The following is a 26,856-nucleotide window of genomic DNA, read 5'->3' as shown; positions in this document are numbered from 1 at the left end:
CTGAATTAGCGCCCTCTCGACAGCAAAACCATTCATACTTAATCATAGATTGTATGAGCAAAATCGATTTCACTGATCTGGACGGCAAGGTCCTGCGCATCTTTCTGACGATACTTGAGGAAAGCTCGGTCTCGAAAGCGGCGGATCGGCTGGGGGTCACACAGTCGGCCATCAGCCACACATTGGCCAAGCTAAGGCAGGTGCTGGGCGATCCGCTATTCGTACGATCCGGCCAGGGCCTGACAGCGACCGAGCGTGCTCTGGCCCTGCAAGAGCCGGTCCGCAGCGTTCTGGACGGCATGCGCGCCCTGACGGATGAACGCCCCTTCGATCCCCTGTCAGAGCAGATGGAAATCCGCATCGCCACCAACGATATGCCGCGAGAGCTGATCTTTCCCGACCTTCTGCGCGTAACCCGTGCCGAGGGGATCAGGCTGCAATTGGAGTTCATCTCATCCGGCGTACCGGGGCCGGACCTGCTGCGCAGCGACCGGTGCCAATTGATGCTGACGCCGCTGCCTCCGGACGGGCCGGACATCCTTCAGAAACGGCTAATCTCAAGCCCTTTGATGGTGTTTTACGACAGCAGCCAACGCACCGCGCCCGAGACGTGGGAGGCCTACTGTCAGAGCGAACATGTCGAAGTTCGCTTTCCCGACGGCCGGAATGCGCGCGCTGTGATGCGCGGCGTGGATCAAAGCCAGATCCGCCCGCCAACCGTCGTACTGCCGCATTTCAACGCCATCCCGTCTTTCATCGCGGGCAGCTCCCTGATTTCCACCGACACGGCGCTGATGAAAAACGGACCACTTGCCGCGCTGGATTGGGCGCCCTTGCCGTTCGACTGCGAGCCGGTCTCGATCTACATGGTCTGGCACCAGCGCTCGGCCAATGACCCGGCCCATCGCTGGCTGCGCAATCGGATCGAAACCATCGCCAACGCTATTCAGGCCAAAACCTGAAGCAGTGCCTAGCCCGTCGCCAGAGCCCTTTGATCCTCACGCCCCATGGCCACCAGAATAGGTGAGTCCTCTTGTCGCGCGATGAATGAGGCCTTGTCAGCCATGCCGCTCCACTCCGCCGTGGTCAGAGACTGCGCCACCGCACCGCCCAGTGTCGCCCCCGGCCCCGTCACGATGAACAGGTCGGGTGCGAACTCTCGCGCGGCGGTTTGAATGGCGTGGGTGAAATCGTAGGGCTCTGTCACCTGATGGCCCAGCGTATAGTCCCATAGCGCCTCGGTATCGGTGGCGCCCGGCCACCAGATCTTGCCACGCCCGTCGATCATCGGGTGACGGGGTTGGCCAAACAGATTGGCCTTCAGCCGCGTCCGACCTTCAGCGGCAATCGGGGCCTGCAGAGAGGTGTGGAACGCCGCATGGTTCGGCAGCCGCATGGGAAAGCGGTCCTGAACGGTGGGATGAGACGCCTCAAATGCGGCCAGACCGGCCTCATTCCCGGCCAGCACCAGCATACCGCCCAGCTCAATCGACAGCGCCAGATCCTGCCCCTCGACCGCGTTGATGTCAAAGACGTCATGCAACAACGCCTGTTTCTGGTTCGCGCTGTCGATCCAGCTGTCATCGGTGAAGGGATAAACCAACTGTCCCCCGATCAGATGTTCCTGCATCAGAGTGCCCATGGTGTTCACCACGCGGAACCCGTTCTCAGCGCTCAGTGCACCAGCGGCGGCTAGTGCGATATACCAACCCATCGAGTTGCCCGTCACGGCCACCACCTCGATATCATCCGCCAGCGACTGCGCATCCGCCAGCGCGGCGGCATAGATCAGGGGTGAGGCCACATCGCCGCGCGAATAGGTACTGACCGCAAAGCGCGCGGCCCCGTCTAGCGCTATTACCCCCTCTTGCCCGGCCTCGGCGCGCAGGGCATCAAAGCGCTGTAACATCGGCATCTTGTCCGCGTGGTGACGGTGCAGATAGCCCAGCTCGGGCTTGTTGTAGGTGCCCCGACCGGGGCAGATCACGACAGCTGTTCGGGTCATTTCCGCACTCCGGTCAGGGTCAGGGCCGCAGCGACGATACCGTCCTTGGACGGCAGGGGTGCGGCATAGGCCGGGCCAGTCGCGATAAAGCAATCCTCAGCCACAACGCGGGCGACCCGCGTCTGGGCGCTTTCTTCGCGGAAGAGGGTCATCAGCCCCTCGGACTGGCTGCCTGTGCGGCGACATTCATCCACGATCAGAACTTTCTTGCAGTCTTTGGTCGCGTTCAGCAGCGCCTCGGCCGGTAGTGGGGCCAACCAGCGCAGATCGACGATACGAGCGTTCACCCCGGCCGCCTGCAACTCAGGCAACGCCTGACGCGACAGGTAGTGGCCGTTGCCGTAGGTCACGATGGCCAGATCGGTGCCGTCGCCATGCACCCCAATCTCGCCCAACGCAATCCGGCGGTCGGGCGAGGGGTAGGTTGTCATCCAACCCCCGTCCTGTGCCACATTCAGATCCCGTGTGGGATAGAGCGCGATCGGCTCAATAAACACAACAACCCGCTGCTCTTCCCGTGCCAGCCGCACGCATTCGCGCAGCATCTGTGCCGCGTCTTCCCCGGTCGAGGGGCAGGCAATGATCACACCCGGAATGTCGCGCAAAACGGCCAGAGAGTTGTCGTTGTGGAAATGCCCTCCAAAGCCTTTCTGATACCCCAGCCCGGCAATTCGCAGAACCATCGGGTTAGTGAATTGCCCATTCGAGAAGAAGGGCAATGTGGCAGCCTCACCGCGGATCTGATCCTCGGCGTTGTGCAGATAGGCGAGGAACTGGATTTCGGGGATAGGCACAAACCCGTTGTGGCCCATGCCGATGGCGAGGCCGAGGATGGATTGTTCGTCCAACAGAGTGTCGATCACGCGGTCCTGTCCGAACCGCTGCTGCAGTTTCTGCGTCACGCCATAAACGCCACCTTTGCGGCCCACATCCTCGCCCATGCAGACGATCTCGCCATGTTCCAGCATCAGATCGGTCAGCGCCCAGTTGATCAGGCGGCTCATGGGCTGCGGGTCGGACATCGCGCGCATGTCGCCCCCAAACGCCTTTGCCCGCGCATCCGCGCTGGGGCCGTTCGTCGGCTTGCAGGCGCGTTTGGGCGGGATCAGGCTGGCCATGACATCCTGCGCGGTCGACAAATGCGGGCGCGTGGCAGCCTCGGCAGCAACACGATCCGTACGGGCGCAGCTGTCCTGGTAGATTTTCAACGCCTCATCCGGAGCCAATGCCCCCGCGTGATCCAACAGGCGAACGGAATGGAGAAGCGGATCGTTTGCCTCATCCGCCTCAACCTCGGCCTTGCTGAGATATGTGGTCGGCACATCCGCCCCCGCATGGCCATAGAGGCGTACGGTCCGCAGGTGCAGGAAGGCGGGCTTGCGGCGCGTGCGGACATAATGCGCGGCTTCCTGAGCCACGGCGTAGGTCTCATAGATGTCCAACCCATTGGCCTGAAAATACTTGATGCCTGGACGATGCGCCATCGACGCCGCGATCCAGCCTTTGGGTGTCTTCACCGATATCCCGATACCGTTGTCTTCGCATACGAACAGCAAGGGCAGCGGCGTGGATTGGACACTTGTCCAACCCGCCGTGTTGATCGCCCCTTGCGCGGTCGAATGGTTGGCCGAGGCGTCTCCGAAAGAACACATGGCGATGCCATCTTCGGGCAGCACCCGATGCTCGGGGTCATGCCGCCGGGCGGCCCCCAACGCATAGGCCGCGCCGACAGCCTTGGGCAGGTGGCTGGCAATGGTCGAGGTCTGAGGCGGGATCATCAGAGCCTTCGAGCCAAGCACCTTATGACGCCCGCCCGAGGTCGGGTCCTCTTTCGAACACGCAAAGCTCAGCAGCATATCCCAGGCGATCTGTTGGCCCGGGACCTGCTCGGCCCGGGCAATCTGGAACGCCGCATCGCGGTAGTGCAGAAAGGCGATATCTGTTGGGCGCAAAGCGTGGGCCACGGCAGCCATGCCCTCATGACCCGATGAGCCGATGGTATAGAACCCCTGCCCCGCCTTCTGCATCGCCCGGCTGGTGCGATCCAGCGTCCGGCTGAGGACCTGCGAGCGGTAAAGTGACACCGCATCTTCATGGCTCAACCCGCCAACCGGGGGCGCACCTTCGGGAAAATCCCGGTTTGCCACGCGGGACAGGAAATTCTCATGGACGATCTGCGCGCGATCCATAGCTCGGCCTTCTCAAATGTTGCGGGGCTGTCCGCGGGTCTTGTTTTCGAACGGCGCGGGCGCGCACGTTGCAGGGCACTATATCCGGCTGGTGCCCGCAAAAAGCCAGTGATAATCAAACCCAAAGGTATGAGGAAATGTAATATGATCGCGCCCCGCCGCTTTCTTCCGTCGATTTCATCCCTGCTCGCGCTTGAGGCTGTGGACAGGTTGGGCAGCGCCTCGGCTGCGGCCGAGGAGCTATCGCTGACCCAAAGCGCCATCAGCCGCCAGCTGAAAACGATGGAGGAACAGCTGGGCATCGAACTGATCCAACGCACCCAGATGCGGCTGCACCTGACCCCGGCCGCGCAGGAGTATGTCCAGACGGCCCGCACAGCCCTGCATCAACTGGCGCAGGCCTCGCTGAAACTGAAGGCCAACCCAACCGGCGGCTCCCTTAACCTTTCCATTCTGCCGGCATTCGGGATGCATTGGTTGGCCCCGCGCCTTCAGGACTTCGCCCGCAATCATCCCGAGGTGACGGTTAACCTGAATACAAGGCTGCGACCCTTCGATTTCGAGACCGAAACCTTCGACGCGGGTTTTCACTTTGGTCGCCAGAACTGGAGCGGCGTGAACTACCTAAAGATCATGACAGAGTATGTCGTACCCGTCTGCGCACCTGACCTTCTGCCCGACCAGAGTGATCAAATGGACTGGCTGGAGCAGGCACCCCTTTTGCACATGGAAACGCGCCCCGACGGATGGGAGCGCTGGTTTACCGCTCAGGGCCATCCGGTTAGCGGGTCGCGTGGTATGCTGTTCGATCAGTTTTCAACGATGATACAGGCCACGATCCATGGGTTGGGCGTTGGCTTGTTCCCCAGCTATTTGGTCGAAGAACATCTTAAAACCGGCCGCCTCGCCTTGGCGTGGGATGGGCCAGCAGTCAGCTTGGGCGCGTACTATCTTGTATGGCCTAAGAACAGGATTGAGTCTGAACCGTTGAAGTCATTTCGAGCATGGCTCGAACGGCAGCTGGACTCGGAAATCACATAGAGATCCGAACAACCCGCCAACCGAAAAACTGCACGGCCTAAGGTCTTGCGTCCTGCGGAGGGCAGGGGGCCGGGCAGGCGCGGGCTGCACCCGCGCCTGCCCGGCCCAACGGGAGGAGATGTTCTGAAAGGAACTTCGACGACGGGCGGGAAGACCTCAGACGTCTATTGAACGAGCTATGAGTTCCTTCATGACCTCATTGGTGCCGCCATAGATCATCTGCACGCGCGCATCGGCGTAAAGGCGGGCGATCGGGTATTCCATCATGAAGCCATAGCCGCCAAAAAGCTGCAGGCATTCATGCATGATCTCGTTCTGGACCTCAGAGCCCCAGTATTTGACCATCGACGCGGTGGCGGCATCCAACTCACCCGCCTCCAGCTTGCCAATGCAATCGTTGACGAAACTACGCAGCACTTCCGCCTTGGTTTTGCACTCGGCCAGTTTGAACCGCGTGTTCTGGAAATCCATGACGCGCTGTCCAAAGGCCTTGCGCTCCTGCACGTATTTCACAGTCTCAGTGATGGCGAAATCAATCGCGCCCAGCGCCATGATGCCGATGGTCAAACGCTCCCACGGAAGCTGTTTCATCAACTGGTAGAAACCTTGCCCCTCATCCGGGCCGAGCAGATTGGTCATCGGCACTTTGACATCTTCAAAGAACAGCTCGGCGGTGTCATTGCCCTTCATTCCCAGCTTCTTGAGGTTGCGCCCGCGCCGGAAACCCTCGGCCCCGTCCGTCTCAACCACAATCAAAGACACGCCCTTGGCACCCAAGGTCTTGTCTGTCTTGGCGGCAACGATGATCAGATCGGCGCTCTGACCGTTGGTGATGAAGATCTTCGACCCGTTCAGGCGATAGGAGTTGCCGTCTTTCTCAGCCGACGTCCGCACCGCCTGCACATCCGAGCCCGTTCCCGGCTCGGTCATGGCCAAAGCCCCGACCATCTCGCCCGAGGCCAGCTTGGGCAACCAGCGCTGCTTTTGGTCTTCACTGCCATAGGCGGTGATGTAGTGCGTCACGATCGACTGGATCCCATATCCCCATCCGGCATCCCCACGCGCCGTCTGCTCGTACAGAGTGACAGAGTCAAACCCCATATCTCCGCCGACACCGCCATATTCCTCCGGGATCGCACCGGCCATCAGGCCGGTTTCCCCGGCTTTGTGCCAGAATGCACGATCTACGATCCCGTTCGCGGCCCAGGTTTCGGCATTGGGAACCAACTCATCATCCAGAAACCGCCCTGCCATTTCGGCAAACATCCGGTGTTCGTCAGTGACCCAGGCTGCGGTCGAGGTAAAAAGCGACATGTGGTATTCTCCGATCAGGTGTTACCTGAAAGGCTATCGCGGCACCGTAGATAGGCCAATCCACGTAACGCCGCGTTCCGTCAATGCAACGCAGCGTTCTTTCGGGTCAGCGCAGCATCCAGTAGCAATTGCGCCGCAACCTTGGCGTCTTCAGCCGGATTCCCGTTTTTCAACAGAACGGCCGAGACGATCGCGCCCTCTTGCAGCAAAACAATCTGACGGGCCAGAAGCTCTGGCGCATGCGCGCCGGATTGGCGCGCCAATGAGGTCAGGTGTTCCAACATAACCCGTTTATGTTCTGCTGCCTGCACATGGATCGGATGGCTGGCATCCTGATACTCGGCAGCGGCTTTCAGGAACATGCATCCGCGGAAATCGTCCTCTTCGAACCACTCTTTCAACGCATCAAAAGTAGCAATCAATTGCTCAGCCGGTGTATCCGCCAGCTGCTCAACCCGTCGCAGGATCCGATTGCGGAAACTCTCATCCCGTAGGCGCAGAACGGCCAGAATCAGATCCTCCTTGGTGCGGAAGTGTTTGTACATCGAGGTCTTGGACACACCGGTTTCCACCACCAGTTTATCCATGCCGGTCGCGTGGAACCCGTCTCGGTAGAAGACCTCCATCGCCTTTCGCACCAGTTCATCGCGTTTGTTTGGACGCATCAGAAAGCACCTGAGTGTACCGGGCTGTACATTTTTATCCCACTTCCATTACGGTTTCTTCACGTCACTGAACGTCGTGAACCCAAAGCATCACAACGACTTCACTTTTTTGCAACGCGAGCTCTTGCAAATCATAGCCAGTGAGAACATTTTTTAAAGAGTTACCGATCTGTACACCCAGGGATCTGACGATGAAACGCCACTCCAGCTTTGTTGCCACGCAATATGTCCCAATCACTTTGGTGCTCGCTTTATTGACTGCGACGGTGGCCACGTGAAAAGGCGGTAGTATGATACGCTCAGCTTTGCAGATCGCCTCGGCCTTGATCATCGGATCTGCCTTTTTGTTGCTTGTAGTACTGTTTGGCTTTTTTGCCTCACCGAATGCGGTGCGGTCGGCCCCCGAGAGCCCCAATGCCCAATCCTTGCTTGAAAGCCTATTTCAGCGCGAGGGCCGCTAAAAACCACACAACACCTCTTGACCTTCCCGTCACTGGAACCCCCATGTGGATAGCAAGAAGTCTGTCAGGATGAGTCGCATGACACAGGGCACTCAATTGAAAATCACGGGCATGAGTTGTGCCTCATGCGTTGGGCGCGCCGAGGCTGCATTGCAGGCTGTGCCCGGCGTGCAGGACGCATCGGTCAATTTTGCGACACAGACGGCTCAGGTCACGTTTGACGGCCCAGTCTCCGACCTCAGCGATGCACTACAGGCCGCTGGCTATCCGGCGGCAACGCATCAGACCTTTTTGCAGATCACCGGGATGAATTGCGCGTCTTGTGTGGCGAAGATCGAACGTACTCTACAGGCCAGCCCTGGCGTTCTTGAGGCAAGCGTGAACCTCGCCAACCAAAGCGCATCGGTCACCTACATCGAGGGCGCGACCACGCCGCAGGCGCTGGCACAGATCACAACTCAGCTTGGGTTTCCCGCGCAGCTCAAGATGTCTCCGGGGTCGGAAACGCGGTCCGGTAAAACGACGGATGAGGCACGCGACCTGAAACGCGCGACAGTGCTGGCCGCCATTTTGGCCCTGCCCGTATTTGTTCTGGAGATGGGCGGGCATATGCTTCCCCCATTCCACCATTGGGTTCACGCAACTCTCGGACAGCACACCAGCTATCTGATCCAGTTTGCCCTGACAACGGCCCTGTTGATTGGCCCGGGACGCGTGTTCTACGCCAAGGGCATTCCGTCCCTGCTGCGCGGGGTGCCGGACATGAATGCTCTGGTCGCTTTGGGGACGGGGGCGGCCTATCTGTTCTCCATCATCTCGACTTTCGCGCCCGGCCTGCTGCCGCAGGGTACAGCGAATGTGTATTTTGAAGCCGCAGCGGTGATCATTGTTCTGATCCTGCTGGGCCGCATGATGGAGGCGCGCGCCAAGGGCAAAACCGGCGCGGCCATCCGCGCGCTGATCGGGCTACAGCCCAAAACCGCGCGCGTTGAACGAAACGGAGCAACAGAGGACCGCCCCATTGCTGAAATAGCGGTGGGCGACGTGCTGCAAATCCGTCCCGGAGAACGCGTTCCGGTGGATGGAGATATCCTCGACGGAACCTCTTACGTCGATGAAAGCATGATTACGGGAGAGCCGGTGCCGGTTGGCAAATCTACTGGCGACCCGGTGGTGGGCGGCACCGTAAACGGAACCGGCGCGCTGCGTGTGCAGGCGACCCGCGTTGGGGCGGATACGGTTCTGGCCCAGGTCATCTCAATGGTGGAACAAGCGCAGGGGGCCAAGCTGCCCATCCAAAGCCTGGTCGACCGGCTGACCTACCGCTTTGTTCCAGCGGTGATGCTGGTTGCGGCTTTGACGATCACTGCTTGGCTGATCTTCGGGCCTTCGCCCTCACTGCCGCTGGCGCTGGTGGCCGGGGTATCGGTCCTGATCATCGCCTGCCCCTGCGCCATGGGTCTGGCCACGCCGACTTCAATCATGGTGGGGACGGGCCGCGCAGCGGAGTTGGGTGTTTTGTTCCGCAAGGGAGATGCGCTGCAACACTTACAGCAGACCAAGGTCATCGCCTTCGACAAAACCGGCACGCTGACCCTCGGGCGCCCCGAACTTGACCACGTGACAACCACCAACGGCTTTGAGCGGGATCAGGTCCTGCGGCTCGCCGCCGCGATCGAATCCCGCTCGGAACACCCTATTGCCACTGCGATCACCCGCGCCGGACCCTTTGATCTGCCCGAGGTTTCTCAGGTTCAGTCCCTCACCGGTCTTGGCCTTCAGGGCCGCGCAGAGGGGCATGATCTGCTGATTGGCTCATACAAATTGATGCATCAGAAAGGCGTAGACATCTTGGATCTGAAATCAGACGCCGATGCACGGGCCGCGCAAGGGGCTACCCCACTGTTCTTGGCCATTGATGGGGTGGCTGCGGCCAGTCTGGCTGTCTCGGACCCTGTGAAGCCGGGCACGGCCGAGGCGCTGGCCAAGTTACACAATATGGGCCTGACGCTTGCCATGGTGACCGGAGACAACGCGCAGACGGCGCAAGCGATGGCCGACAGGCTTGGCCTTGATCACGTGGCCGCCGACTTGCTGCCGGGTGACAAACAGAAAACGCTAGAGGGCTTGCGCAGTAAATTCGGCGCGCTCGCCTTTGTGGGCGATGGGATAAACGACGCACCGGCACTGGCGGCAGCTGATGTCGGCGTCGCTATCGGCACCGGAACGGATGTCGCGATTGAGGCCGCAGATGTGGTTCTGATGTCCGGCGATTTGCGCAGCGTCGTGAACGCAATCGACATCAGCCACCGGACCATGCGTAACATCCGCCAGAACCTCGGATGGGCATTTGGCTATAACACATTGCTGATCCCGGTGGCTGCCGGAGTGCTGTACCCCTTTGGCGGGCCATTGTTGTCTCCGGTGCTTGCAGCGGGCGCGATGGCCTTGTCCAGCGTCTTTGTCGTCACCAATGCGCTGCGTCTGCGATGGGTCCGCCCCAACGTCGCGGAAGGTGCGCGGAAAGCAGCGAAGGAGGCCCACGCATGAATATCGGTGATGTCTCAACCCGGACCGGACTGCCCGCGAAAACGATCCGCTACTATGAGGATATCGCGCTGATTAAACCTCTGCGCGATGACAACGGCTATCGCCGGTTTCGCGAACAGGACATCCACAAACTGACTTTTCTAGGCCGCGCCCGCGCCTTGGGGTTTACCATCGAAGACTGCCGCACACTGCTGGCGCTCTATGAAGATGAAAGCCGGGCGAGCGCGGATGTAAAGCAAGTTGCACGGGATCATCTGGCGCAGATTGACGCAAAAATCGTCGACCTCAAGGCGATGCGCGACACGCTGAGCCATTTGATCGAAGCCTGCGCCGGAGACGACCGACCTGACTGCCCGATCCTGAAGGATCTGGGCGGGAACAGCTAACACGGGGTTGCCCTTTCGCGCAGGCTTTGCTTTGTCAGTGCCAAATACTCCGGCAATCAAGCAATGCCGGTCAGCGGAGAGGATCATCCCATGGCAAAAGTCGCGTTTCTTGGTTTGGGTGTTATGGGTTATCCCATGGCTGGGCACCTTCAGGCTGCAGGGCATCAGGTCACCGTTTACAATCGGACCGCCTCCAAGGCCGAGGCCTGGGTGGCCGAACATGGCGGCGCAAAGGCGACGACCCCCAAAGGTGCTGCGGAGGGGGCCGAATTCGTCATGTCCTGCGTTGGCAATGATGACGACCTGCGGATGGTCTGCACCGGCGCGGATGGCGCTTTTGCCGGGATGTCGGATGGCGCGATCTTTGTGGATCACACCACCGTTTCCGCCAAGGTGACGCGTGAGCTTTATGAGGCGGCCAAAGGGCAAGGAATCTCATTTGTCGACGCGCCGATCTCGGGCGGGCAAGCCGGGGCCGAGAATGGCGTTCTGTCGATCATGTGCGGCGGCGATCAGGCGGTGTTTGATGCGGCCGAGCCGATCATGCAGGTCTATTCAAAGATCTGCCGGCGGATTGGCGAAAGCGGTGCCGGTCAGATGACCAAGATGTGCAACCAGATCGCGATTTCCGGTCTGGTTCAGGGCCTCAGCGAAGCGCTGCATTTTGCTGAAAAGGCCGGTCTGGACGGGCGCTCAGTGGTTGAGGTGATCAGCCAGGGTGCGGCGGGCAGCTGGCAGATGGCGAACCGGTACGAGACCATGCTGGACGACCATTTCGACCACGGCTTTGCGGTAGACTGGATGCGCAAGGATCTGGGCATCTGCCTGGACACAGCCAATGAGACGGGCGCGTCCTTGCCTGTCACCGCGCTGGTCGATCAATTCTACAAGGATGTGCAAAAACTTGGCGGTGGACGGTGGGATACCTCGTCGCTGATCAAGCGGTTGCGGGCGATGGATTAAGGGGGCTGTCTGCCCCCTCTTGGCCCTGTGGGCCAATTCACCCCCGAGGATTTTTTTAGCCAGATGATAAGATCCGCGTTGCGCGGCGGATAAGGATGGGAATGAAAGACATGAGTGATTTCTGGGCAGATGCCCTGCGCAAGTATTGGGGGCTGGACGCCCGTCTGACACGGCTGGACGGAGAGTATGACCTGAACTTTCTGGTCGAAGCGAAGAACGGTCAGGATTATGTCCTGAAAATCATGCGCGAAGGGTGCGAGCCAGAGTTTGTAGACCTTCAAGTTAAAGCGCTGGAACATATCGCGTCTGAGGCTCCGGGCCTGCCCTTCCCCAAGGTATTCCCTTCGCTGGATGGTGCTGTCCTGCCCCAGATCGAAGATCAGGACGGTCGACCGCGCCTGGCTTGGTTGTTGGAGCGTCTTCCGGGTCAGTGCTACGCCAAAGTTGAGCCAAAATCCGAAGACTTGATCCTGAAACTCGGACGCGTTCTTGGCGCAACCGATCGGGCTCTGGCCGGGTTTGCGCATGACAGCCTGCAGCGGGACGATTTCAAATGGGACCTAATGCAAGGCGACTGGATCGCGGATCAACTGGACGCGGTCAGCGACCCGACCCGCCGCGCGCTGCTGGACGAAATTGTGCAGGGTTTCACTGCGATCTCAGATGCGCTGAACAGCCTGCCCACGCAAGCCATTCACAACGACGCCAATGACTACAACATTCTCGTCGAAGGAGAGCTGAGCGAACGTCGTACCGTATCCGGCCTGATCGACCTGGGCGATATGTGCGCCGCGCCGCGTGTGTGCGAGGTGGCCATTGCCGGGGCCTATATCGTTATGGATCACCCGAAACCCGAACGCGCGCTGACCGCTCTGGTCCGAGGCTATCACGCCGCCAATCGGCTGAGCACTAAGGAGGTCGATCTGATTTGGCCCCTGTTGCGGATGCGGCTGGCGGTGTCCGTGGTGAACTCGACCCTGATGGCGGCGGAAAACCCTGACGACCCTTATGTGACCATCAGTCAGGCCCCGGCATGGCGGTTCCTTGAGAACGAGGCCGTCAATGGCGGCCTGATGTCCGCCCGCTTGCGCAGCGCTTGCGGCTTGCCGGTGGTCGATGGGGCCGAGCGCATTCATGCTTACCTCTCCGACCATCGCGGCCACTTTGCCGAGATGTTTGGCCAGGACCTGAGCGATGTGCCAATGGGGTCTCTTTCTGTCGAGAATTCCACATGGCCGCAGAACCCGTTCCATATGCCGCTCGAAGAAGCCGCGCGGGTGGGTGAGGAATTCGGCGAGGGCCTTTGGCTGGGTTACTACAACGAACCCCGTCTGATCTATGCCGAGCCCGGGTTCCGCAAGGGGCCGTGGAAAGCCTCGGACCGGCGCACGGTTCATTTAGCCGTGGACGTCTTTGCGCCTGCTGGCACGGTTTTGCACGCGCCGATGAGTGGCCGGGTCGAAGTGGTCGAGAACCGCGACAGCCATCTCGACTATGGCGGCGTGGTGATCCTCCATCATGAAACGCCCGAGGGGGATCCGTTCTATACGCTCTACGGTCATCTGGACCCAGAGGTTTGCGATCGTCTGAAACCGGGCGATCCAGTGGCACAGGGCGCTGCGTTCGTGCGGCTTGGGGATGCCTCGCAAAACGGTGGATGGGCCCCGCATGTGCATTTCCAGCTTGCCCTGACAACCGAGGGCATGGAGGCCGACTGGCCCGGCGTCGCCGACCCGGATGAGCTGGAGCTGTGGAACGCGGTCTGTCCGAACCCGGCGACCTTGCTGAACCTCGCCGATGACAAGGTTTGCTATCAGCCGACTAACAAACAGGCAGTTCTGCAAGGGCGGCACGACCATTTCGGCGGCAATCTGAGCCTGACCTACAATGACCCGGTCATGTTGGTGCGCGGTTGGAAACACCACCTGTTCGACGAATGGGGTCGCCCCTATCTGGACGCCTATAACAACGTTCCTCATGTGGGACATGCCCACCCGCGCATTCAAGCCGTCGCGGCGGATCAGCTGAAGCGGATGAACTCCAACACCCGATATCTGCACCCGGCGCAGACCGCATTTGCCGACAAGGTGTTGTCGAAGCTGCCGGATCACTTTGAGGTCTGTTTCTTCGTCAATTCAGGCACCGAAGCCAACGAATTGGCCCTGCGTCTGGCCCGCGCCCATACCGGCGCCAAGGGGATCGTGACCCCCGATCACGGCTATCACGGCAACACGAACGCGGCTGTGGCGATCTCGGCCTACAAGTTCAACAAACCCGGCGGGATCGGTCAGGCTGATTGGGTCGAGCTGGTCGAGGTCGCGGATGACTACCGAGGCTCGTTCAAACGTGACGACGCCGACCGCGCGCAAAAATACGCAGATCTCGTGGACCCGGCGATAGCTGCTCTGCAGGCAAAGGGTCAGAGCGTGGCCGGTTTCATCGCCGAGACCTTCCCCTCGGTCGGTGGGCAGATCATTCCGCCGAAAGGCTATCTACCTGCAGTGTATGAGAAAATCCGTGCGGCTGGCGGTGTCTGTATCGCGGATGAGGTCCAGACCGGGCTTGGACGGCTGGGCGAATACTATTTCGGTTTCGAACACCAAGGCGCGTTGCCCGATATCGTTGTCATGGGCAAACCGATCGGCAACGGTCATCCGCTGGGCGTGCTGGTCACTTCCAAGGAAATCGCCCAGAGCTTTGACAACGGGATCGAGTTCTTCTCGACCTTCGGCGGCTCGACCTTGTCCTGCCGCATCGGGAAAGAGGTTCTGGACATCGTCGATGACGAAGGCCTGCAGGACAATGCCCGCGCCATGGGCGACCGTCTGATGGCGGGTCTGCGTCAGATCGAATCCGAGTTCGGCTGCGTTGGCGACGTGCGCGGGATGGGTCTGTTTCTGGGGGTTGAACTGATCAATCCGGATGGATCGGAAGGGACCGAGATCTGCAGTTTTGTGAAAAACCGGATGCGCGATCATCGTATCCTGATCGGCAGTGAAGGCCCGAAAGACAACATACTGAAAATCCGCCCGCCCCTGACCATTGAGGTCGAGGATGTGGATATGATCCTATGGGCGTTGCGCGATGTTCTGAAAGGCGTCGGCGACTATTCCCCTGCCCCGGTTTGCGACCACGATCACCATCACGCGGGATGTGGCTGCTGCTAGGTAGAAACCCCGGCGCGACCGCCGGGGTTTCATTTGCCGATCAATGCAACACGGCCGAGGGGGTCTGATGACCGGTTGTCGGTATTGGAACGGCGGCTGTCATGCGCCGCAAGGCCATCCCCAGCTCTTCTGACAAAGAGGCAAGCGCCGGCGCGAAATCCGGACGCACGATCAGTGAGGCCATCATCATCGCGTCTTCCCGCGCGCCCTCAGATGCGGCCGCTATCATCTGGGCAAAACAGTTCTCATCCGCGCCCAGACAGGCGCATCCTAATCCATGCCGGATCAATGGACGGCGGCCGTGGCTGGCGCAAAGCGAGCATAGACGATCCAAGGTTAGCATCGCGGCTCGCCCTTGATCTGCGCCCAGGGCAATGTCGAAATCACTGGCAGCATCTGCGCGGCCTCTCGCGCCTTCGCTCCAGAGGCGCAGATACATCACCGCGCCTGCTTCGATTGGGGCAAGATCTGTCAGGCGGCCAACCGCTGCGCCGCCACGAGACGACGGGCTGCTCATTTTGTCAGGATCAGTTTGCCGGCACGGGTGATGCGCAGCGTATAAAGCTGATCGCCCAGTTCGATATGGGCGAGATTGCCGCCTTTGGTCAGCTCTTCGGCCTTATGCGAAGGCAGCATGGATACGGCAAAGGACTGGGTGGCGATAGGGGTCTGCGCGTTCATTTGACAACTCCGGGGTATCTCAGGCAAAGGCCTGAACTGTTCGCTTTTTCAATGACCTGGCTGACCCGAGTCCGGGATGGCTGGCGGCTCTTGTCTTTATTCTGATTATTTTAGTAAGGATTGTCAAGCCGCGCATTTGCGCTTGCAGAAAGTTGCCGTGTTGCGCCTTCTTGACGGGCAGGTTAGGCCTGAATGCATAGGCAAAACACCGAGGTTACAATGGGCGCGGCAATTGTATTTGATCTGGACGGAACTCTGGTCGACAGCCTGGGAGACATCGTAGCAGCCGCAAACCAGACACTGAGCGATCTCGACCTGCCCCCTCTGCCGCGCGAGGTGATCGGGCGATTCGTCGGCAATGGTCTGCCCAAGCTGGTCGAGCGTATGATCCGGCACTGCGAATTGCCCTTGGACCGTCACGAAGAGCTGACGAAAGTGACGCTCGCGCATTACACGGCAGGGGCCAGCAGAACGACGGTGCCCTATCCCGGCATTCCTCAGGCGTTGGCCAGCTTGCAATCGCAGGGGCACATACTGGGCGTCTGCACCAACAAGCCCGAGACCCCTGCCCGGCACATTCTCGACGTACTGGACCTATCGCAATATTTCGATGCGGTTCTGGGTGGCGATAGCCTGACCACTAGGAAACCCGACCCTCAGCATCTGTTTGCGAGCTTCGACGCGTTGCCAGCTCATGGGTCGCGTGTGTTCGTTGGTGACAGCGAGGTGGACGCAGAAACAGCCGAGCGCGCCAAGATCCCCTTTCTCCTGTTCACGCAAGGCTATCGAAAGTCGCCCGTGACAGATATTACGCACGACGTTGCCTATGACAACGCAGAGGAGATTCCACCCCTGGTCGCGCAGATTGTGCAGATGTCTGCTCAGGTGAAATAGATCGCAGCGCACACCCAGAAAATTATTGAGGGGCCGGCCGAGGGGGTATGGACCAGCCCCTCATCGGGGAAACTCTGTATGGCCCTCTCGGGCCAGTTGTTGTCACCTGTTTAACGGGACGCGACGGGTGGCGAAATTGGGGGATTCCCGTAGGGCTGGGTTTTTTTGCCTCAATGCAGCAGAGAAACCTGCGCTTGACCTCAGGTTTGCAGGGCGATCAGCGCCCTGACTATAGGCACCATGCGTCCGGGTTATTCGGGCTCGGCGTAGTTTCGAGCTTTGGACATTTTACCAATCCCCGGATTGAAGGAATTGGTCGGGTCGCAGCATTTGTAGTGGGTGGCCAGATCGGGCTTGGCCTTGTACAGGTGCCCCACATTGTGTTCGGCGGGGTACTCCGCGCCGCGTCTGTCAAACAACTCCAACATCGCGGCTTTCAAAGCCTTAGGATCGGCGCCTTTTTTGACCACGTAGTCCTGATGCATCACGTGGCACATGAAATGACCGTAGTAGAGCTTGTGGACCAGTTGGTCCTCAATCTCGGGCGGAAGCGTCTCAAGCCAGTCCTGATCGTTTCGCCGTAAAGCCACGTCGAGCGCAATGATGTCTTCCGCCTCATTGCCGTGCAGCGCCATGTACCTGACGGCAGCTCCGGCGGCGGCGAAGCGGTGCAAGCCCGCGATCTTGGCCTCGCGTGGGGTGCACTCAAAAGCATCGCCGTCACGATCTTTCAGGAATATGGGCAGCCATTCGGCAGCCTCGGCAATCCCTTCGTTCTTCATCTTCAGGATCAGATGGTGTTCGTAACGGTCGCGAAACTCGACCATCCGTTTCGGCAAGACACGCGGCCAGATTGAGACCGCCATCTGCATGAAGCGGTCGGTGAAGTTGCGCAGGAACGGAATACGACGCAGGCGGGCATCGACTGCGCCTTTGAGCGCAAAAAACATCGGCAGCCGGTCAGTGCCCAGCTTGTCGATCATCACCACCGTATCCTTGCCGTATCGCGCCGTGATGTCGAACACCTCGCGCTGCATGTATTCGGCGGACACCGGCAACGACTTGAATTCGGATAGGATATGACGGCGCAGGGCGGCCAGATCATCGGAGCTGTTTGTTCCGATGTAAAAGACCTTTTCGGCCTCGTTTTTGGGGAACGTATCAAGCCGTACGGCAAAGACGGCCAGCTTGCCAGCCGAGCCAGCGGATTCGAACAATTTGGCCTTATCTGCGTTGAACCGCGCAGGCGTTTCGGCGTCGACATCGCGCACGATCTGCGCGTAGTCGCTGGCCGAGGCGCGCTTGTTCGTGGCCCCCGGGTTCCGGTCGAACGTGCCTGCGTCGAGATTTGCCAGGATCTCTTTAGGCGTGTCGCCCAGATCAATTCCCAGATGGTTGACCAGCTCCAACTCGCCCTTCTCGGATATCCGCGCGTGGACGGAGAGTTCGGTGTAAACGGGGCCACGTTCCACCAGCGACCCGCCCGAATTGTTGCAGACCCCACCCACAATCGACGCGCCAATGCACGAGGAGCCGATCACCGAGTGCGGCTCTCGCCCCATGGGAGCCAATAGTTTTTCCAGCGCAAACAGGGTGGCGCCGGGAAAGCTGACGATCTGCTCGCCGTCGTTCAGTGGCACCAGAGTGTCCATGCGGCGCGTGTTGATCAGTACCACGTCCCGGTCATAACTGCCCGAGGGGGTCGAGCCCTCGGTCAGGCCGGTATTGGCAGCCTGCATGATGACAATCTTATCGGCTGCAACGCAGGCCTTCAGGACCTTCCACTGCTCCAAAAGGCTGCCGGGCTGAATGACGCACAGCGCCTCGCCCTCGCCCGAACGGAAACCACGCCGAAACCGTTCCGTCGCGCGTTCGCCAGTCAGGACATGCCGCGCACCAACGACAGAGCGGAAATGTTCAATCAACGCGTCATTGGTCATGGCATCCCTCGTGTCTTTATGCGGCGCGGAAACGGATATTCTCGCGGCTAAGTTGGTCGATTCTGGTCACTCCCATCAGCTTCATGTCGCGTTCGATCTCGGCCCGCATAAGGCCCAGCGCTCGTTCGACACCCGGCTGACCAGCGGCGGCCAGAGGATACAGATACTGACGTCCAACACCGACCGCTTTGGCCCCAATCGAAAGCGCCTTCAGCACATGGGTACCGCGCTGAATGCCACTGTCCATGATCACGTCCAGCTTGTCGCCGACCGCATCCACGATCTCGGCCAGTTGATCGAACGGCGTGCGTGAGCCATCCAGCTGCCGCCCGCCATGGTTCGACAGAATGATCCCCGTACAGCCAATCTCAGCCGCGCGTTTGGCATCTTCGACGGTCATGATCCCCTTGAGGCAGAACTGACCATCCCAATCCCGCACCATCTGCGCGACGTCATCCCAATTCATCGACGGGTCCAGCATCTCGGTGAAATAGCCGCCGATCGAGCTGGCACCGCCGCCCATATCCACATGCTCTTCCAATTGCGGCAGGCGGAATTTTTCGTGGGTAACATAGTTGACCCCCCACATCGGCTTGATTGCAAACTGGATCATGCCGCCCAATGTCAGGCGGAACGGGATCGAGAAACCGGTGCGCAGGTCACGTTCTCGGTTGCCGCCGGTGATGCTGTCGACAGTCAGCATCATGACCTCAACCCCGGCCTCTTTCGCGCGCTGCATCATGGCCGCGTTCAGGCCGCGATCCTTGTGGAAGTAGAACTGATAGACCTGCGGGTTCTTGTGTTTCTTGCGCAGTTCTTCAAGCGACACTGTGCCCAGCGAAGACACACCGAACATGGTGCCATATTTCTCGGCCGCGGCGGCCACGGCCCGTTCGCCCTGATGGTGAAACAGTCGCTGCAGCGCGGTGGGCGAGCAGTAGAACGGCATGTCCAGCTTCTGGCCCATCACGGTGACGGACATGTCTACGTCCTTCACCCCGCGCAGAACCGAGGGCAGCAGATCGCAGCGGTCGAAAGCGGCGGTGTTCTGGCGATAGGTCACCTCATCATCCGCACCGCCATCGATATAGTTGAAGATCGGCCCCGGCAGGCGGCGCTTGGCCAGCTGCCGGAAGTCGTGAAAGTTGTGGCAATGCTTGAGACGCATAGCGTGATCTCCTTAGTACGCCACAGAGGGCAGCCAGGTGGCGAGTGTCGGCCATAGGAAGACAAGCGCCAATCCGGTCAGTTGTAGCAGCACAAAGGGGATGATGCCTTTGTAGATATGCATCAGCTTGATCTCGGGCGGGCAGACGCCTTTCAGGTAGAAAAGCGCGAACCCAACCGGCGGAGTCAGGAAGCTGGTTTGCAGCGTCACCGCCACCAAGATCACGAACCAGACCAGCGCGGGTTCATCCAGCACTCCGAAGCCCGGAATGTCGATGCCCAAGCCGTTCACGATCGGACGCATCAGAGGCAGCACGATTAAGGTAATCTCGATCCAATCCAACACAAAACCCAGCAGGAATACGATGAACAGGATGAACAGGACCGTGCCATTGGCACCGAAGCCGGTGGATTGGACCACATGTTCGATCAGTTCATCGCCGCCAAGTTCGCGCAGAACATAGGAGAATACCGTCGCGCCAAGGAAGATCGCGAAGATATAGGCGGTGGTGTTGAAGGTCGAAACCAGCACGTTCCACAGTTTCGCAAAGGTCAGCTTGCGATATCCCAGCGCCAGCAGCGTCGCGCCCAATGCACCGATGCCCGAGGCCTCGGTCGGGGTGGTCAGACCTCCGAAGATCGAGCCCAGAACCGCAAGGATCAGCAGCAGCGTTGGAATGACCGCGATCAGAACGTCTTTGACAGCATCCCAGTCGGGCGCTTTTGCACCTTCGGGAACGGGAGCCGCGTCGCGCTTCACCTGTGCGAGGATGAAGATATAGGTAAGGTATAGCCCCCCGATGATCACACCGGGAAAGACAGCGGCCATGAACAGGTCTCCGACGGACAGAGCCATCTGGTCGGCCATGATCACCAGCATGATCGAGGGCGGGATCAGGATACCAAGCGTGCCCGAGGCAGAGACTACGCCCGCTGCCAGCGTCGGCTGATATTTCTGCTGCATCATCGACGGCAAAGACAGCACGCCCAGCAGCACTACGGAGGCCCCAATAATACCGGTCGAGGCCGCCAGAATGATCCCGATAAGGGTCACGGTGATGGCAAGGCCGCCCCTTACGGTGCCGAACAGGCGCTGCATCGAGGTCATCAGACGTTCGGCCACACCGGATTCGTCCAGCATCAGCCCCATGAAAATGAACATCGGGAGCGCGACCAGAACCGCGTTGGACATGGTCGCATAGACCCGGTTCACCACCGCACCCAGGGTCAGGTAGTCGAGCCCGGTAAAGGTGCTTTCCAACCCGGTCCACAGCATCAGGTCGTTGTCGAACAGATAGGCGAGACCACAGTAGGCGACGCCCACACCCGCCAGCACCCAAGCCACCGGATAACCGGTAAAGAGCAGCGCGATGAAGGTCAGGAACATCGCGATGACCAGCTTTTCCTCGGTCGTTTCGACCAGGAAGGTCAAGCCCACACAGACGGCGGCAAACACAGCCAGCACCAGCAGGATACGGCGCAGCGGAGCGCCCTCGCGTTCTGAGGCCGGCCCGTACATCAGTGCGTGCCCGTCGTGGATCAGCCGCGCCAGAGCAGCCAGCGCCAACAGAACAAAGCTGATCGGAATGACGGCTTTGAACGCCCAACGCGCAGGCAGACCGGTGGGGCTGTCCGAGCGTTCGTTGACGCGGAAGCTTTCGTAGAAATAGTCATAGCCCTGATCGATCATCAGATAGATGAACGGGGTCAGCAGGGTCAGAATGCCGATCACCTCAATGATCCGCTGCGCCCGTCGGGACAACTGCATATGCAGTACGTCGACGCGCACGTGGCTGTCCGTGATCAAGGCATATGAGATGCCGATCATCGTGACGATGCCGTAGAAGTGCCACTGGATCTCATCCAGTTTGGGGTAGTTCTGGCTGAGCAGATAGCGCAACGCGACCTGCGAGAAGATTGCCGCCATCAGCAGAACATTCGCCCACATGACCACATGGCCAACGGCTTTGACGCTGGTATCAATGGCTACTGCGATCTTTTGGCGGTCGGTATCGGGATGCTCCAGGATGCCTTCATAGGCCTCAACCGGATCTTTGGTGGTATTTGGATTGCTCATGGTCATTCCTCGCCCGGCAGCCCTGTGCAAGGGCGGTGAAAGTTTGGAAAAATCCGAAGATCAGAAATCGACTGGGGCAGCAGTGTCCGCTGCCCCAGAGACGTCAGTGAGGAAGTTACTGACGTGGGAGGAAGGCGTTGGTCTTCCAGAGGTTGTAGCCGTCACGGAACTCGGTCATGTCGGCCAGAACCTTGGCAAAGAAGGCGTCATTTGCGGCCTCTTCGGCGGCGACCTCTTCCCAAGTGCTGCGGAAGGTATCCAGCATCTCGGGCGACCACTGCTTGAGGGTGACACCGTTGTTTTCAACGTTGTCGATCAGAGCCGCGTGCTGGATCGCTTCACCTTCGGCAAAGCTGTCGGCCATCGAAGCCTTACAGGCGTTTTCGATGATCGCCTTGTGCTGCTCGCTGGTTTCCGCCCAGACGTCTTTGTTGATCATCAATTCGAACACGGTCGCTTGCTGGTGCCAGCCGGGGAAGTAGTTAAACTTGACCAGCTTGTGGAAGCCCAGACGCGCGTCGATGGCGGGCATCGAGAATTCGGTCGCGTCGATCGCACCTTTTTCCAGCGCCGGGAAGATCTCACCACCGGGCAGCAGCGAAGTCGCAACACCCAGCTTCTGCATCACCTTGCCGCCCAGACCGAAGAAACGCATCTTCAGGCCGCTCAGGTCTTCGGGTGAGTTGATTTCAGTCGCGAACCAGCCCGAGGTCTCGGGGGCGATGACTGCGCAAGGGATCACGTGGACGTTGTAGCCCGCCTGATCATACATCTCTTGGTACAGCGTCATGCCGTTGCCGTAGTAGAGCCACGCCATGTATTCGCCCGCCTCAGGGCCGAAAGGAACGGCCGAGAACAGCGGAGCAGCCGGGATTTTACCCGCCCAGTAACCAGCGGTGGTGTAGCCCGAGTTGATCTTGCCAGTCGAAACCGCGTCTAGAATTTCGAACGGTGGAACCAGTTTGCCTGGCTCATATACCTTCATCTTCAGCGTACCACCCGACATCAGGTCCAACTGCTCGGCAACGCGCGGGATTGGCGAACCAAGACCAGGCAGTTCGGTCGAGAACGCAATCGGGGTTTTCAACAGCAGCTTATCTTTAGCAACCGCAGGTGCGGCCATCAGGCTGGCGGCTACGGCAAGGCTCGTCAGGGTCTTTTTCATAATGTCTCCTCCTGGGTGGGTCGGGCATCTGCCTCAAACACAAACGCAGACCCTTGCGGGTTTGCATTAGTGGTTCACTAACTTTACCAGTGCCGCTCAGTCAATAATTTTGTTTACCACTGGATCTGCAGAAATGTCCCTTACTGAGCGCAATCAGTTTCGATGAATTACTGCATATTTTCGGAAATTTTTATTTTATTGAACGCGTTAAGTTGCATTTCCATGCTGGAACTGAACGCTTGAAAAACGCACCAATATGGTTACATTTATTTACCAATATATCTCACCTCGGCATCTTACTTAGGTATATCCCATGAACACCAAGGCGATTTTTGAACCGGTCGGACACGAATCGCTGGCCGACGCCGTGGTGGCGCAGATCGAAGACCTCATCGCGTCGGGCATTCTGAAACAGGGCCGCAAGCTGCCGTCCGAGAGGGATCTGGCCGAGATGCTTCGGGTCTCACGGCCGAAGCTGCGCGAAGCACTGGCCGTACTGGAAGAGCGCGGGCTGGTCACCACTCAGCATGGTGAGGGGACCTTTGTCGCCGCCCTGACCGGGCAAGCGATGTTGCCGGCCCTTCTGGCGCTCTACGAACGACACGAGCCTGCCTTTTTCGACCACCTGGAATACCGCCGAGAACAAGAAGGCTTTGCCGCCCGCCTTGCCGCCCGCAGGTCCACCAAGGCCGACAAGGAGAGGATCGCCGAAATCCTCGACGAGAATGTTCGAGCGTGGGAGGCGAACGATGCGCAAGCCTCACGCGAAGCAGATTTCGCCCTGCATGCGGCCATCGTCGACGCCAGCCAGAACGCCACTTTGATCCATATGATGGCCTCGATCTACGAACTGACCAAGCGAGGCGTTTTCTATAACCGCAGTTTTCTGAAATCGATTGACGGTTCGGGCAAACAGCTGCTGGATCAGCACCTTGCCCTGGGTCAAGCGGTGATTGAAGGAGACGAAAAGCGCGCCGAACAGGCCGCGCTGGACCATATCGACTTTGTCGAGCGCTCGTTCAGGACGGGGATAGAACAGCAGCGCCGCGAGGTTATGGCCGAGAAACGGCGTCTTCTGTCGCGCTAGACATTTAGTGCCAAAGCCGCCCGCAAAGGACGGCTTTGATCAGTGCATTCGGCAAAACCGAAGAGGTGTTCAGGCCTGTACGGCCTTCATAAACCGATCTCGGATCACCACTGGGTCCATCGTGATCGGCGGCATCTTGGCGTTGCCGCTTTCGCATTTGCTGACGATGATGGTCATCTGCCGGGCGTCCAACGCCTCCTGTAACACGCGACCTGTGTCCTCGGCGGCGCATTCAATCACGTGCTCACATCCTGCCGCAGCCGCCATTTTCGCCAATGACGTCTTCAACCCCGCATAGGTCGGCTGATCCCCGGTGGACCCGTATGAGCCATTATCAACGATCAGCAGGATGTAGTTGTCAGCCACGTTGTTCGCGATGGTCGGCAGCGTTCCCAGATTGGTCAGAACGGAGCCGTCCCCGTCGATCACGATCACCGGCTTGGGCTGGGACAGGGCCAACCCCAGACCTATGGATGAAGCCAACCCCATCGTGCCCAGCATGTAGAAATTCGTTGGCTGGTCATCAATCGCATGAAGCTCTTGGCTGGGAATGCCGATGTTACAAACCACCAGTTGATCCCGCAGGATCGGAGCGATTTCTTTCAGGATTTCGGAACGGATCATTGGTCGCCATAGCCTCCCCAGAAGTTGGCGTCGGTCAGAATGGCAACCGGCTTGTTGCACATGAACGTGTATTTCAGGATCGCATCCAACTCGGCCACATCCGCCTGATGGTGAAAATGGTAAGTCGGGATATTAAGCTGCGCCAGCAACGCTTTGGTGTGAACCGCCATCTCGACTTGGCAGGCAATCGGCTCGCGCAGCTCACCCCGGTACGAGATCAGCATCGGCAGTGGCATCCGGTAGTACTGGATCAGAGTCGCCAATGTGTTGATCGTCACCCCGATCGCTGTGTTCTGCATGATAATGGCCGGACGCTTACCACCCATCCATGCCCCCGCGCATAGGCCCATCCCCTCGTCCTCTTTGTTTGACGGGATGTGATAGATGCCTTCGCGCTGGTCGATCTCATCAATGACTCCAGCCAATTGTTTGCAGGGGACGGTGGTCACGAAGGAAATGTCGTTCGCCACCAGATCGTCAGTGATCTTCTTGTCTATGTTCATCTTCCGGCTGTCAGTCCTGTTGTTGTTGCCCAAGGGCGTGATTGACGGTTGTCACCTGCGGTACACATGCACCGCGCAAGGGGCATGACGCACCACGCGCGACGCTGTGGAGCCCAGGAAATAGTCGCTGAGGTCGGGCTTGTGAGACCCGATGACGATGCAATCGACGCCGTTCTCTGCCGCATAATCTATGATCGTACGCGCCGTGTGGCCCTTCACGAGTTCGGAACTTACCCCTTCCAGCCCTTCGACTTTGCGCGACAGTTCCAGTCGGGCGCGGCGATATCCTTCTGCCACCAGATCCTTGTCCAGAAACGCACTGACCGAGCCCTGAGGCATTTCATAAACATGCAGAGCGATGATCTCTCCGCCTCCCTGCGACAAGGCACGCGCCACTTCCAGAGTGTGTTGCGAGATATCGTGATCCAGCGCCATTGGAACGAGAACTTTCTTGTACATGTCAAACTCCTTTCAGCCCGGTCGGCCCTATCATGCCAAGGATAGTACCCAGTGCGGTATCAAGGCCAGAGAACAGTTTGGCAGGTGGTGGTTGGACCGATCATCCGTCGGCTCGCAGATCAAATTCTTCATCCGGGAAGTACTTGGCGAGACGGACATCAGCCGCCCTTGCATGCCCCTCCATCCCTTCCACGCGCGAAATTCTGGCTGTGGCCAGAGCAATGGGTTTTGAGCCTTCCCGGGTCGCCCGCTGCCATGTCACGATCTTCATGTATTTGTGGACGCTCAGGCCGCCCGTGTAGCTGGCGGCACCCGAGGTCGGCAGAACGTGGTTGGTGCCCGTTGCCTTGTCCCCATAGGATACAGTGGTCTCCTCCCCCAGAAACAAAGAGCCATAGCAGGTCAGACGATCCAGCCACCATTCCAAGTCCTCGGCCTGAACGGTCAGGTGTTCCGGCGCGTATTCATCGGAACAGTCGGCCATCTCTTCGCGATCCGAACAAACGATGACCTCGGCATAGTCGCGCCATGCAGCAGCCGCGTTTTCTCGGTTCAGGTCAGGAAGATCTGCGATCAGTTCGGGCACCAGTGTCATGACATTCTGCGCAAGCGCCCGGTCATCTGTCACCAGCCAGACAGGAGAGTTATACCCGTGTTCCGCCTGACTCACGAGATCGGTGGCCACAACAAGCGGGTCCGCACTGCTGTCGGCAAGGACTAGACTATCGGTCGGTCCTGCGATCATGTCGATGCCAACCTCACCGTAGAGGATGCGCTTGGCCTCCGCGACGAACTGGTTTCCCGGCCCCACAAGGATATTTGCGCGCGGCAGGCCGAATAGGCCGTATCGCATCGCGGCGACACCCTGCACCCCTCCCATCGCCAGAATACTGTCGGCCCCACAGATATGGGCCGCGTAGACAACTGCAGGCGCAACGCCATCATCCGGTTTCGGAGGTGAGCACGCGATGATGTGGCGGCATCCGGCAACTTTGGCTGTCGTCACGGTCATGATTGCACTGGCGATATGGCTGTACCGGCCGCCGGGCACATAGCAGCCCGCCGCATCCACAGGGATCGCCTTTTGACCAGCGATCACGCCGGGCACGATCTCGGTCTGTACGTCGGTCATCGTGGCCTTCTGCGCCTCGGCAAAATTGCGGACGTTGTTATGGGCGAAACGGATATCCGCCTTAAGCTTTTCAGGCACAAGCGTAATGGCGGCGTCAATCTCGTCCTGCGTCATCAGAACGTTGCCGTCGAACCTGTCGAACTTGGCTGCATATTCCAGCGCCTTCGCGTCGCCGCCGGCTTCAATCTCGGCCAGGATGGTCTTGACCGTATCGTGAACCTCGGGCGCATCAGATTGCGCCGTTAGCATCGCCTTTTTGAGATAGTCGCGCGCCATAGTCAGCCCCTGTTCCCGGTTCCTGCGCGGCCACTCTGTCAGAGGCGAAATCGCCTTTGCAAGCGTTTGTGGAGTCGAAAACGAAACTCTTTTCGATCTTCTAAGCCCAT

22 protein-coding genes and 1 pseudogene are annotated in these 26,856 nt (G+C 59.3%); 8 read left to right on the top strand and 15 right to left on the bottom strand.

The window, feature by feature from the left end; all coding sequences use genetic code 11:
• Positions 1-53: 53 nt before the first annotated feature.
• Positions 54-962 carry a LysR family transcriptional regulator gene (locus ACR0C3_RS22335; protein ID WP_480760587.1) on the top strand — a complete coding sequence of 303 codons (909 nt, stop codon included), beginning with the start codon at positions 54-56 and terminating at the stop codon, positions 960-962.
• Positions 963-970: 8 nt separating this feature from the next.
• On the opposite strand, the gene ACR0C3_RS22330 is transcribed toward ACR0C3_RS22335, so the two are convergent.
• On the bottom strand, positions 971-2,005 hold the full coding sequence (locus tag ACR0C3_RS22330) for an ACP S-malonyltransferase (protein ID WP_480760586.1): 1,035 nt from the start codon (positions 2,003-2,005) through the stop codon (positions 971-973).
• On the bottom strand, positions 2,002-4,194 hold the full coding sequence (locus ACR0C3_RS22325; protein ID WP_480760585.1) for a dehydrogenase E1 component subunit alpha/beta: 2,193 nt from the start codon (positions 4,192-4,194) through the stop codon (positions 2,002-2,004). Before ACR0C3_RS22325 ends, ACR0C3_RS22330 begins: the two co-directional genes overlap by 4 nt.
• 144 nt (positions 4,195-4,338) lie before the next feature.
• Between ACR0C3_RS22325 and ACR0C3_RS22320 the strand changes: the two genes are divergently transcribed.
• Positions 4,339-5,235 (top strand): LysR substrate-binding domain-containing protein, encoded by an 897-nt coding sequence (locus ACR0C3_RS22320; RefSeq protein WP_170468547.1) that lies wholly within the window; start codon positions 4,339-4,341, stop codon positions 5,233-5,235.
• A gap of 156 nt (positions 5,236-5,391) precedes the next feature.
• On the opposite strand, the gene ACR0C3_RS22315 is transcribed toward ACR0C3_RS22320, so the two are convergent.
• The 3 genes from ACR0C3_RS22315 to ACR0C3_RS22305 form a co-directional block, all read right to left on the bottom strand.
• Positions 5,392-6,549, bottom strand: coding sequence for an acyl-CoA dehydrogenase family protein (locus ACR0C3_RS22315; RefSeq protein WP_480760584.1), 1,158 nt, complete (start codon positions 6,547-6,549; stop codon positions 5,392-5,394).
• A gap of 80 nt (positions 6,550-6,629) precedes the next feature.
• Complete coding sequence (locus ACR0C3_RS22310; protein WP_480760583.1) at positions 6,630-7,214, bottom strand: TetR/AcrR family transcriptional regulator; 585 nt, start codon at positions 7,212-7,214, stop codon at positions 6,630-6,632.
• A gap of 64 nt (positions 7,215-7,278) precedes the next feature.
• On the bottom strand, positions 7,279-7,545 hold the full coding sequence (locus ACR0C3_RS22305; protein WP_480760582.1) for a hypothetical protein: 267 nt from the start codon (positions 7,543-7,545) through the stop codon (positions 7,279-7,281).
• Positions 7,546-7,753: 208 nt separating this feature from the next.
• Here ACR0C3_RS22305 and ACR0C3_RS22300 point away from each other — a divergent pair, with 208 nt between their 5' ends.
• The 4 genes and pseudogenes from ACR0C3_RS22300 to ACR0C3_RS22285 all read left to right on the top strand — a co-directional run bounded on the left by ACR0C3_RS22300 (position 7,754) and on the right by ACR0C3_RS22285 (position 14,741).
• Positions 7,754-10,225 (top strand): heavy metal translocating P-type ATPase, encoded by a 2,472-nt coding sequence (locus ACR0C3_RS22300; protein WP_480760581.1) that lies wholly within the window; start codon positions 7,754-7,756, stop codon positions 10,223-10,225.
• Positions 10,222-10,611 carry a Cu(I)-responsive transcriptional regulator gene (gene cueR / locus ACR0C3_RS22295; protein WP_480760580.1) on the top strand — a complete coding sequence of 130 codons (390 nt, stop codon included), beginning with the start codon at positions 10,222-10,224 and terminating at the stop codon, positions 10,609-10,611. The genes ACR0C3_RS22300 and cueR overlap by 4 nt, the downstream gene beginning before the upstream one ends.
• A 21-nt stretch (positions 10,612-10,632) precedes the next feature.
• A pseudogene (locus tag ACR0C3_RS22290) lies at positions 10,633-11,574 on the top strand (NAD(P)-dependent oxidoreductase); the annotation flags it as partial.
• A 101-nt stretch (positions 11,575-11,675) separates the two neighbouring features.
• Positions 11,676-14,741 carry an aminotransferase class III-fold pyridoxal phosphate-dependent enzyme gene (locus ACR0C3_RS22285; RefSeq protein WP_480760579.1) on the top strand — a complete coding sequence of 1,022 codons (3,066 nt, stop codon included), beginning with the start codon at positions 11,676-11,678 and terminating at the stop codon, positions 14,739-14,741.
• Between the two features lie 40 nt (positions 14,742-14,781).
• On the opposite strand, the gene ACR0C3_RS22280 is transcribed toward ACR0C3_RS22285, so the two are convergent.
• Together ACR0C3_RS22280 and hemP are read right to left on the bottom strand one after the other, a co-directional pair.
• Positions 14,782-15,258, bottom strand: coding sequence for a hypothetical protein (locus ACR0C3_RS22280; protein ID WP_480760578.1), 477 nt, complete (start codon positions 15,256-15,258; stop codon positions 14,782-14,784).
• Positions 15,255-15,422 carry a hemin uptake protein HemP gene (gene hemP, locus ACR0C3_RS22275; protein ID WP_170484503.1) on the bottom strand — a complete coding sequence of 56 codons (168 nt, stop codon included), beginning with the start codon at positions 15,420-15,422 and terminating at the stop codon, positions 15,255-15,257. Before hemP ends, ACR0C3_RS22280 begins: the two co-directional genes overlap by 4 nt.
• 192 nt (positions 15,423-15,614) lie before the next feature.
• Between hemP and gph the strand changes: the two genes are divergently transcribed.
• A complete protein-coding gene (gene gph / locus ACR0C3_RS22270) occupies positions 15,615-16,316 on the top strand; it encodes a phosphoglycolate phosphatase (RefSeq protein WP_480760577.1) in 702 nt (233 codons plus the stop codon).
• Between the two features lie 251 nt (positions 16,317-16,567).
• On the opposite strand, the gene dld is transcribed toward gph, so the two are convergent.
• The 4 genes from dld to ACR0C3_RS22250 all read right to left on the bottom strand — a co-directional run bounded on the left by dld (position 16,568) and on the right by ACR0C3_RS22250 (position 22,665).
• Positions 16,568-18,256, bottom strand: coding sequence for a D-lactate dehydrogenase (gene dld, locus ACR0C3_RS22265; RefSeq protein WP_480760576.1), 1,689 nt, complete (start codon positions 18,254-18,256; stop codon positions 16,568-16,570).
• 16 nt (positions 18,257-18,272) lie between these two features.
• A complete protein-coding gene (locus tag ACR0C3_RS22260; protein ID WP_480760574.1) occupies positions 18,273-19,424 on the bottom strand; it encodes an alpha-hydroxy acid oxidase in 1,152 nt (383 codons plus the stop codon).
• Positions 19,425-19,436: 12 nt separating this feature from the next.
• Positions 19,437-21,500 (bottom strand): TRAP transporter large permease subunit, encoded by a 2,064-nt coding sequence (locus ACR0C3_RS22255; RefSeq protein ID WP_170693127.1) that lies wholly within the window; start codon positions 21,498-21,500, stop codon positions 19,437-19,439.
• A 115-nt stretch (positions 21,501-21,615) separates the two neighbouring features.
• The gene (locus ACR0C3_RS22250; RefSeq protein ID WP_170380531.1) at positions 21,616-22,665 is read right to left on the bottom strand and encodes a TRAP transporter substrate-binding protein; all 1,050 of its coding nucleotides are present in this window, start codon (positions 22,663-22,665) and stop codon (positions 21,616-21,618) included.
• 313 nt (positions 22,666-22,978) lie between these two features.
• Between ACR0C3_RS22250 and ACR0C3_RS22245 the strand changes: the two genes are divergently transcribed.
• Positions 22,979-23,752 carry a FadR/GntR family transcriptional regulator gene (locus ACR0C3_RS22245; RefSeq protein WP_480760573.1) on the top strand — a complete coding sequence of 258 codons (774 nt, stop codon included), beginning with the start codon at positions 22,979-22,981 and terminating at the stop codon, positions 23,750-23,752.
• A 69-nt stretch (positions 23,753-23,821) separates the two neighbouring features.
• Here the strand turns inward: ACR0C3_RS22245 and comE are convergent, their stop codons facing one another.
• The 4 genes from comE to hisD all read right to left on the bottom strand — a co-directional run bounded on the left by comE (position 23,822) and on the right by hisD (position 26,746).
• Complete coding sequence (gene comE / locus ACR0C3_RS22240) at positions 23,822-24,376, bottom strand: sulfopyruvate decarboxylase subunit beta (RefSeq protein WP_170468580.1); 555 nt, start codon at positions 24,374-24,376, stop codon at positions 23,822-23,824.
• The gene (locus tag ACR0C3_RS22235) at positions 24,373-24,879 is read right to left on the bottom strand and encodes a sulfopyruvate decarboxylase subunit alpha (RefSeq protein ID WP_170468582.1); all 507 of its coding nucleotides are present in this window, start codon (positions 24,877-24,879) and stop codon (positions 24,373-24,375) included. Before ACR0C3_RS22235 ends, comE begins: the two co-directional genes overlap by 4 nt.
• 51 nt (positions 24,880-24,930) lie before the next feature.
• Positions 24,931-25,338 carry a universal stress protein gene (locus tag ACR0C3_RS22230; protein ID WP_170380527.1) on the bottom strand — a complete coding sequence of 136 codons (408 nt, stop codon included), beginning with the start codon at positions 25,336-25,338 and terminating at the stop codon, positions 24,931-24,933.
• A gap of 100 nt (positions 25,339-25,438) precedes the next feature.
• The gene (hisD, locus tag ACR0C3_RS22225; RefSeq protein WP_480760571.1) at positions 25,439-26,746 is read right to left on the bottom strand and encodes a histidinol dehydrogenase; all 1,308 of its coding nucleotides are present in this window, start codon (positions 26,744-26,746) and stop codon (positions 25,439-25,441) included.
• Positions 26,747-26,856 lie beyond the last annotated feature (110 nt).

This window comes from Ruegeria sp. CK3 (assembly GCF_056536565.1).
This window is presented reverse-complemented; position numbering and strand designations above follow the sequence as displayed.

Excerpts from the sequence above, each read along its gene's own strand:
- comE (WP_170468580.1), bottom strand. The coding sequence starts at position 24,376 with ATGATCCGTTCCGAAATCCTGAAAGAAATCGCTCCGATCCTGCGGGAT.
- ACR0C3_RS22335 (WP_480760587.1), top strand. The coding sequence starts at position 54 with ATGAGCAAAATCGATTTCACTGATCTGGACGGCAAGGTCCTGCGCATC.
- dld (WP_480760576.1), bottom strand. The coding sequence starts at position 18,256 with ATGACCAATGACGCGTTGATTGAACATTTCCGCTCTGTCGTTGGTGCG.
- ACR0C3_RS22320 (WP_170468547.1), top strand. The coding sequence starts at position 4,339 with ATGATCGCGCCCCGCCGCTTTCTTCCGTCGATTTCATCCCTGCTCGCG.
- ACR0C3_RS22245 (WP_480760573.1), top strand. The coding sequence starts at position 22,979 with ATGAACACCAAGGCGATTTTTGAACCGGTCGGACACGAATCGCTGGCC.
- ACR0C3_RS22305 (WP_480760582.1), bottom strand. The coding sequence starts at position 7,545 with ATGATCAAGGCCGAGGCGATCTGCAAAGCTGAGCGTATCATACTACCG.
- ACR0C3_RS22230 (WP_170380527.1), bottom strand. The coding sequence starts at position 25,338 with ATGTACAAGAAAGTTCTCGTTCCAATGGCGCTGGATCACGATATCTCG.
- ACR0C3_RS22310 (WP_480760583.1), bottom strand. The coding sequence starts at position 7,214 with ATGCGTCCAAACAAACGCGATGAACTGGTGCGAAAGGCGATGGAGGTC.
- ACR0C3_RS22260 (WP_480760574.1), bottom strand. The coding sequence starts at position 19,424 with ATGCGTCTCAAGCATTGCCACAACTTTCACGACTTCCGGCAGCTGGCC.
- cueR (WP_480760580.1), top strand. The coding sequence starts at position 10,222 with ATGAATATCGGTGATGTCTCAACCCGGACCGGACTGCCCGCGAAAACG.
- ACR0C3_RS22255 (WP_170693127.1), bottom strand. The coding sequence starts at position 21,500 with ATGAGCAATCCAAATACCACCAAAGATCCGGTTGAGGCCTATGAAGGC.
- ACR0C3_RS22235 (WP_170468582.1), bottom strand. The coding sequence starts at position 24,879 with ATGAACATAGACAAGAAGATCACTGACGATCTGGTGGCGAACGACATT.
- hisD (WP_480760571.1), bottom strand. The coding sequence starts at position 26,746 with ATGGCGCGCGACTATCTCAAAAAGGCGATGCTAACGGCGCAATCTGAT.
- ACR0C3_RS22325 (WP_480760585.1), bottom strand. The coding sequence starts at position 4,194 with ATGGATCGCGCGCAGATCGTCCATGAGAATTTCCTGTCCCGCGTGGCA.
- ACR0C3_RS22300 (WP_480760581.1), top strand. The coding sequence starts at position 7,754 with ATGACACAGGGCACTCAATTGAAAATCACGGGCATGAGTTGTGCCTCA.
- ACR0C3_RS22250 (WP_170380531.1), bottom strand. The coding sequence starts at position 22,665 with ATGAAAAAGACCCTGACGAGCCTTGCCGTAGCCGCCAGCCTGATGGCC.
- ACR0C3_RS22315 (WP_480760584.1), bottom strand. The coding sequence starts at position 6,549 with ATGTCGCTTTTTACCTCGACCGCAGCCTGGGTCACTGACGAACACCGG.
- gph (WP_480760577.1), top strand. The coding sequence starts at position 15,615 with ATGCATAGGCAAAACACCGAGGTTACAATGGGCGCGGCAATTGTATTT.
- hemP (WP_170484503.1), bottom strand. The coding sequence starts at position 15,422 with ATGAACGCGCAGACCCCTATCGCCACCCAGTCCTTTGCCGTATCCATG.
- ACR0C3_RS22280 (WP_480760578.1), bottom strand. The coding sequence starts at position 15,258 with ATGAGCAGCCCGTCGTCTCGTGGCGGCGCAGCGGTTGGCCGCCTGACA.
- ACR0C3_RS22330 (WP_480760586.1), bottom strand. The coding sequence starts at position 2,005 with ATGACCCGAACAGCTGTCGTGATCTGCCCCGGTCGGGGCACCTACAAC.
- ACR0C3_RS22285 (WP_480760579.1), top strand. The coding sequence starts at position 11,676 with ATGAAAGACATGAGTGATTTCTGGGCAGATGCCCTGCGCAAGTATTGG.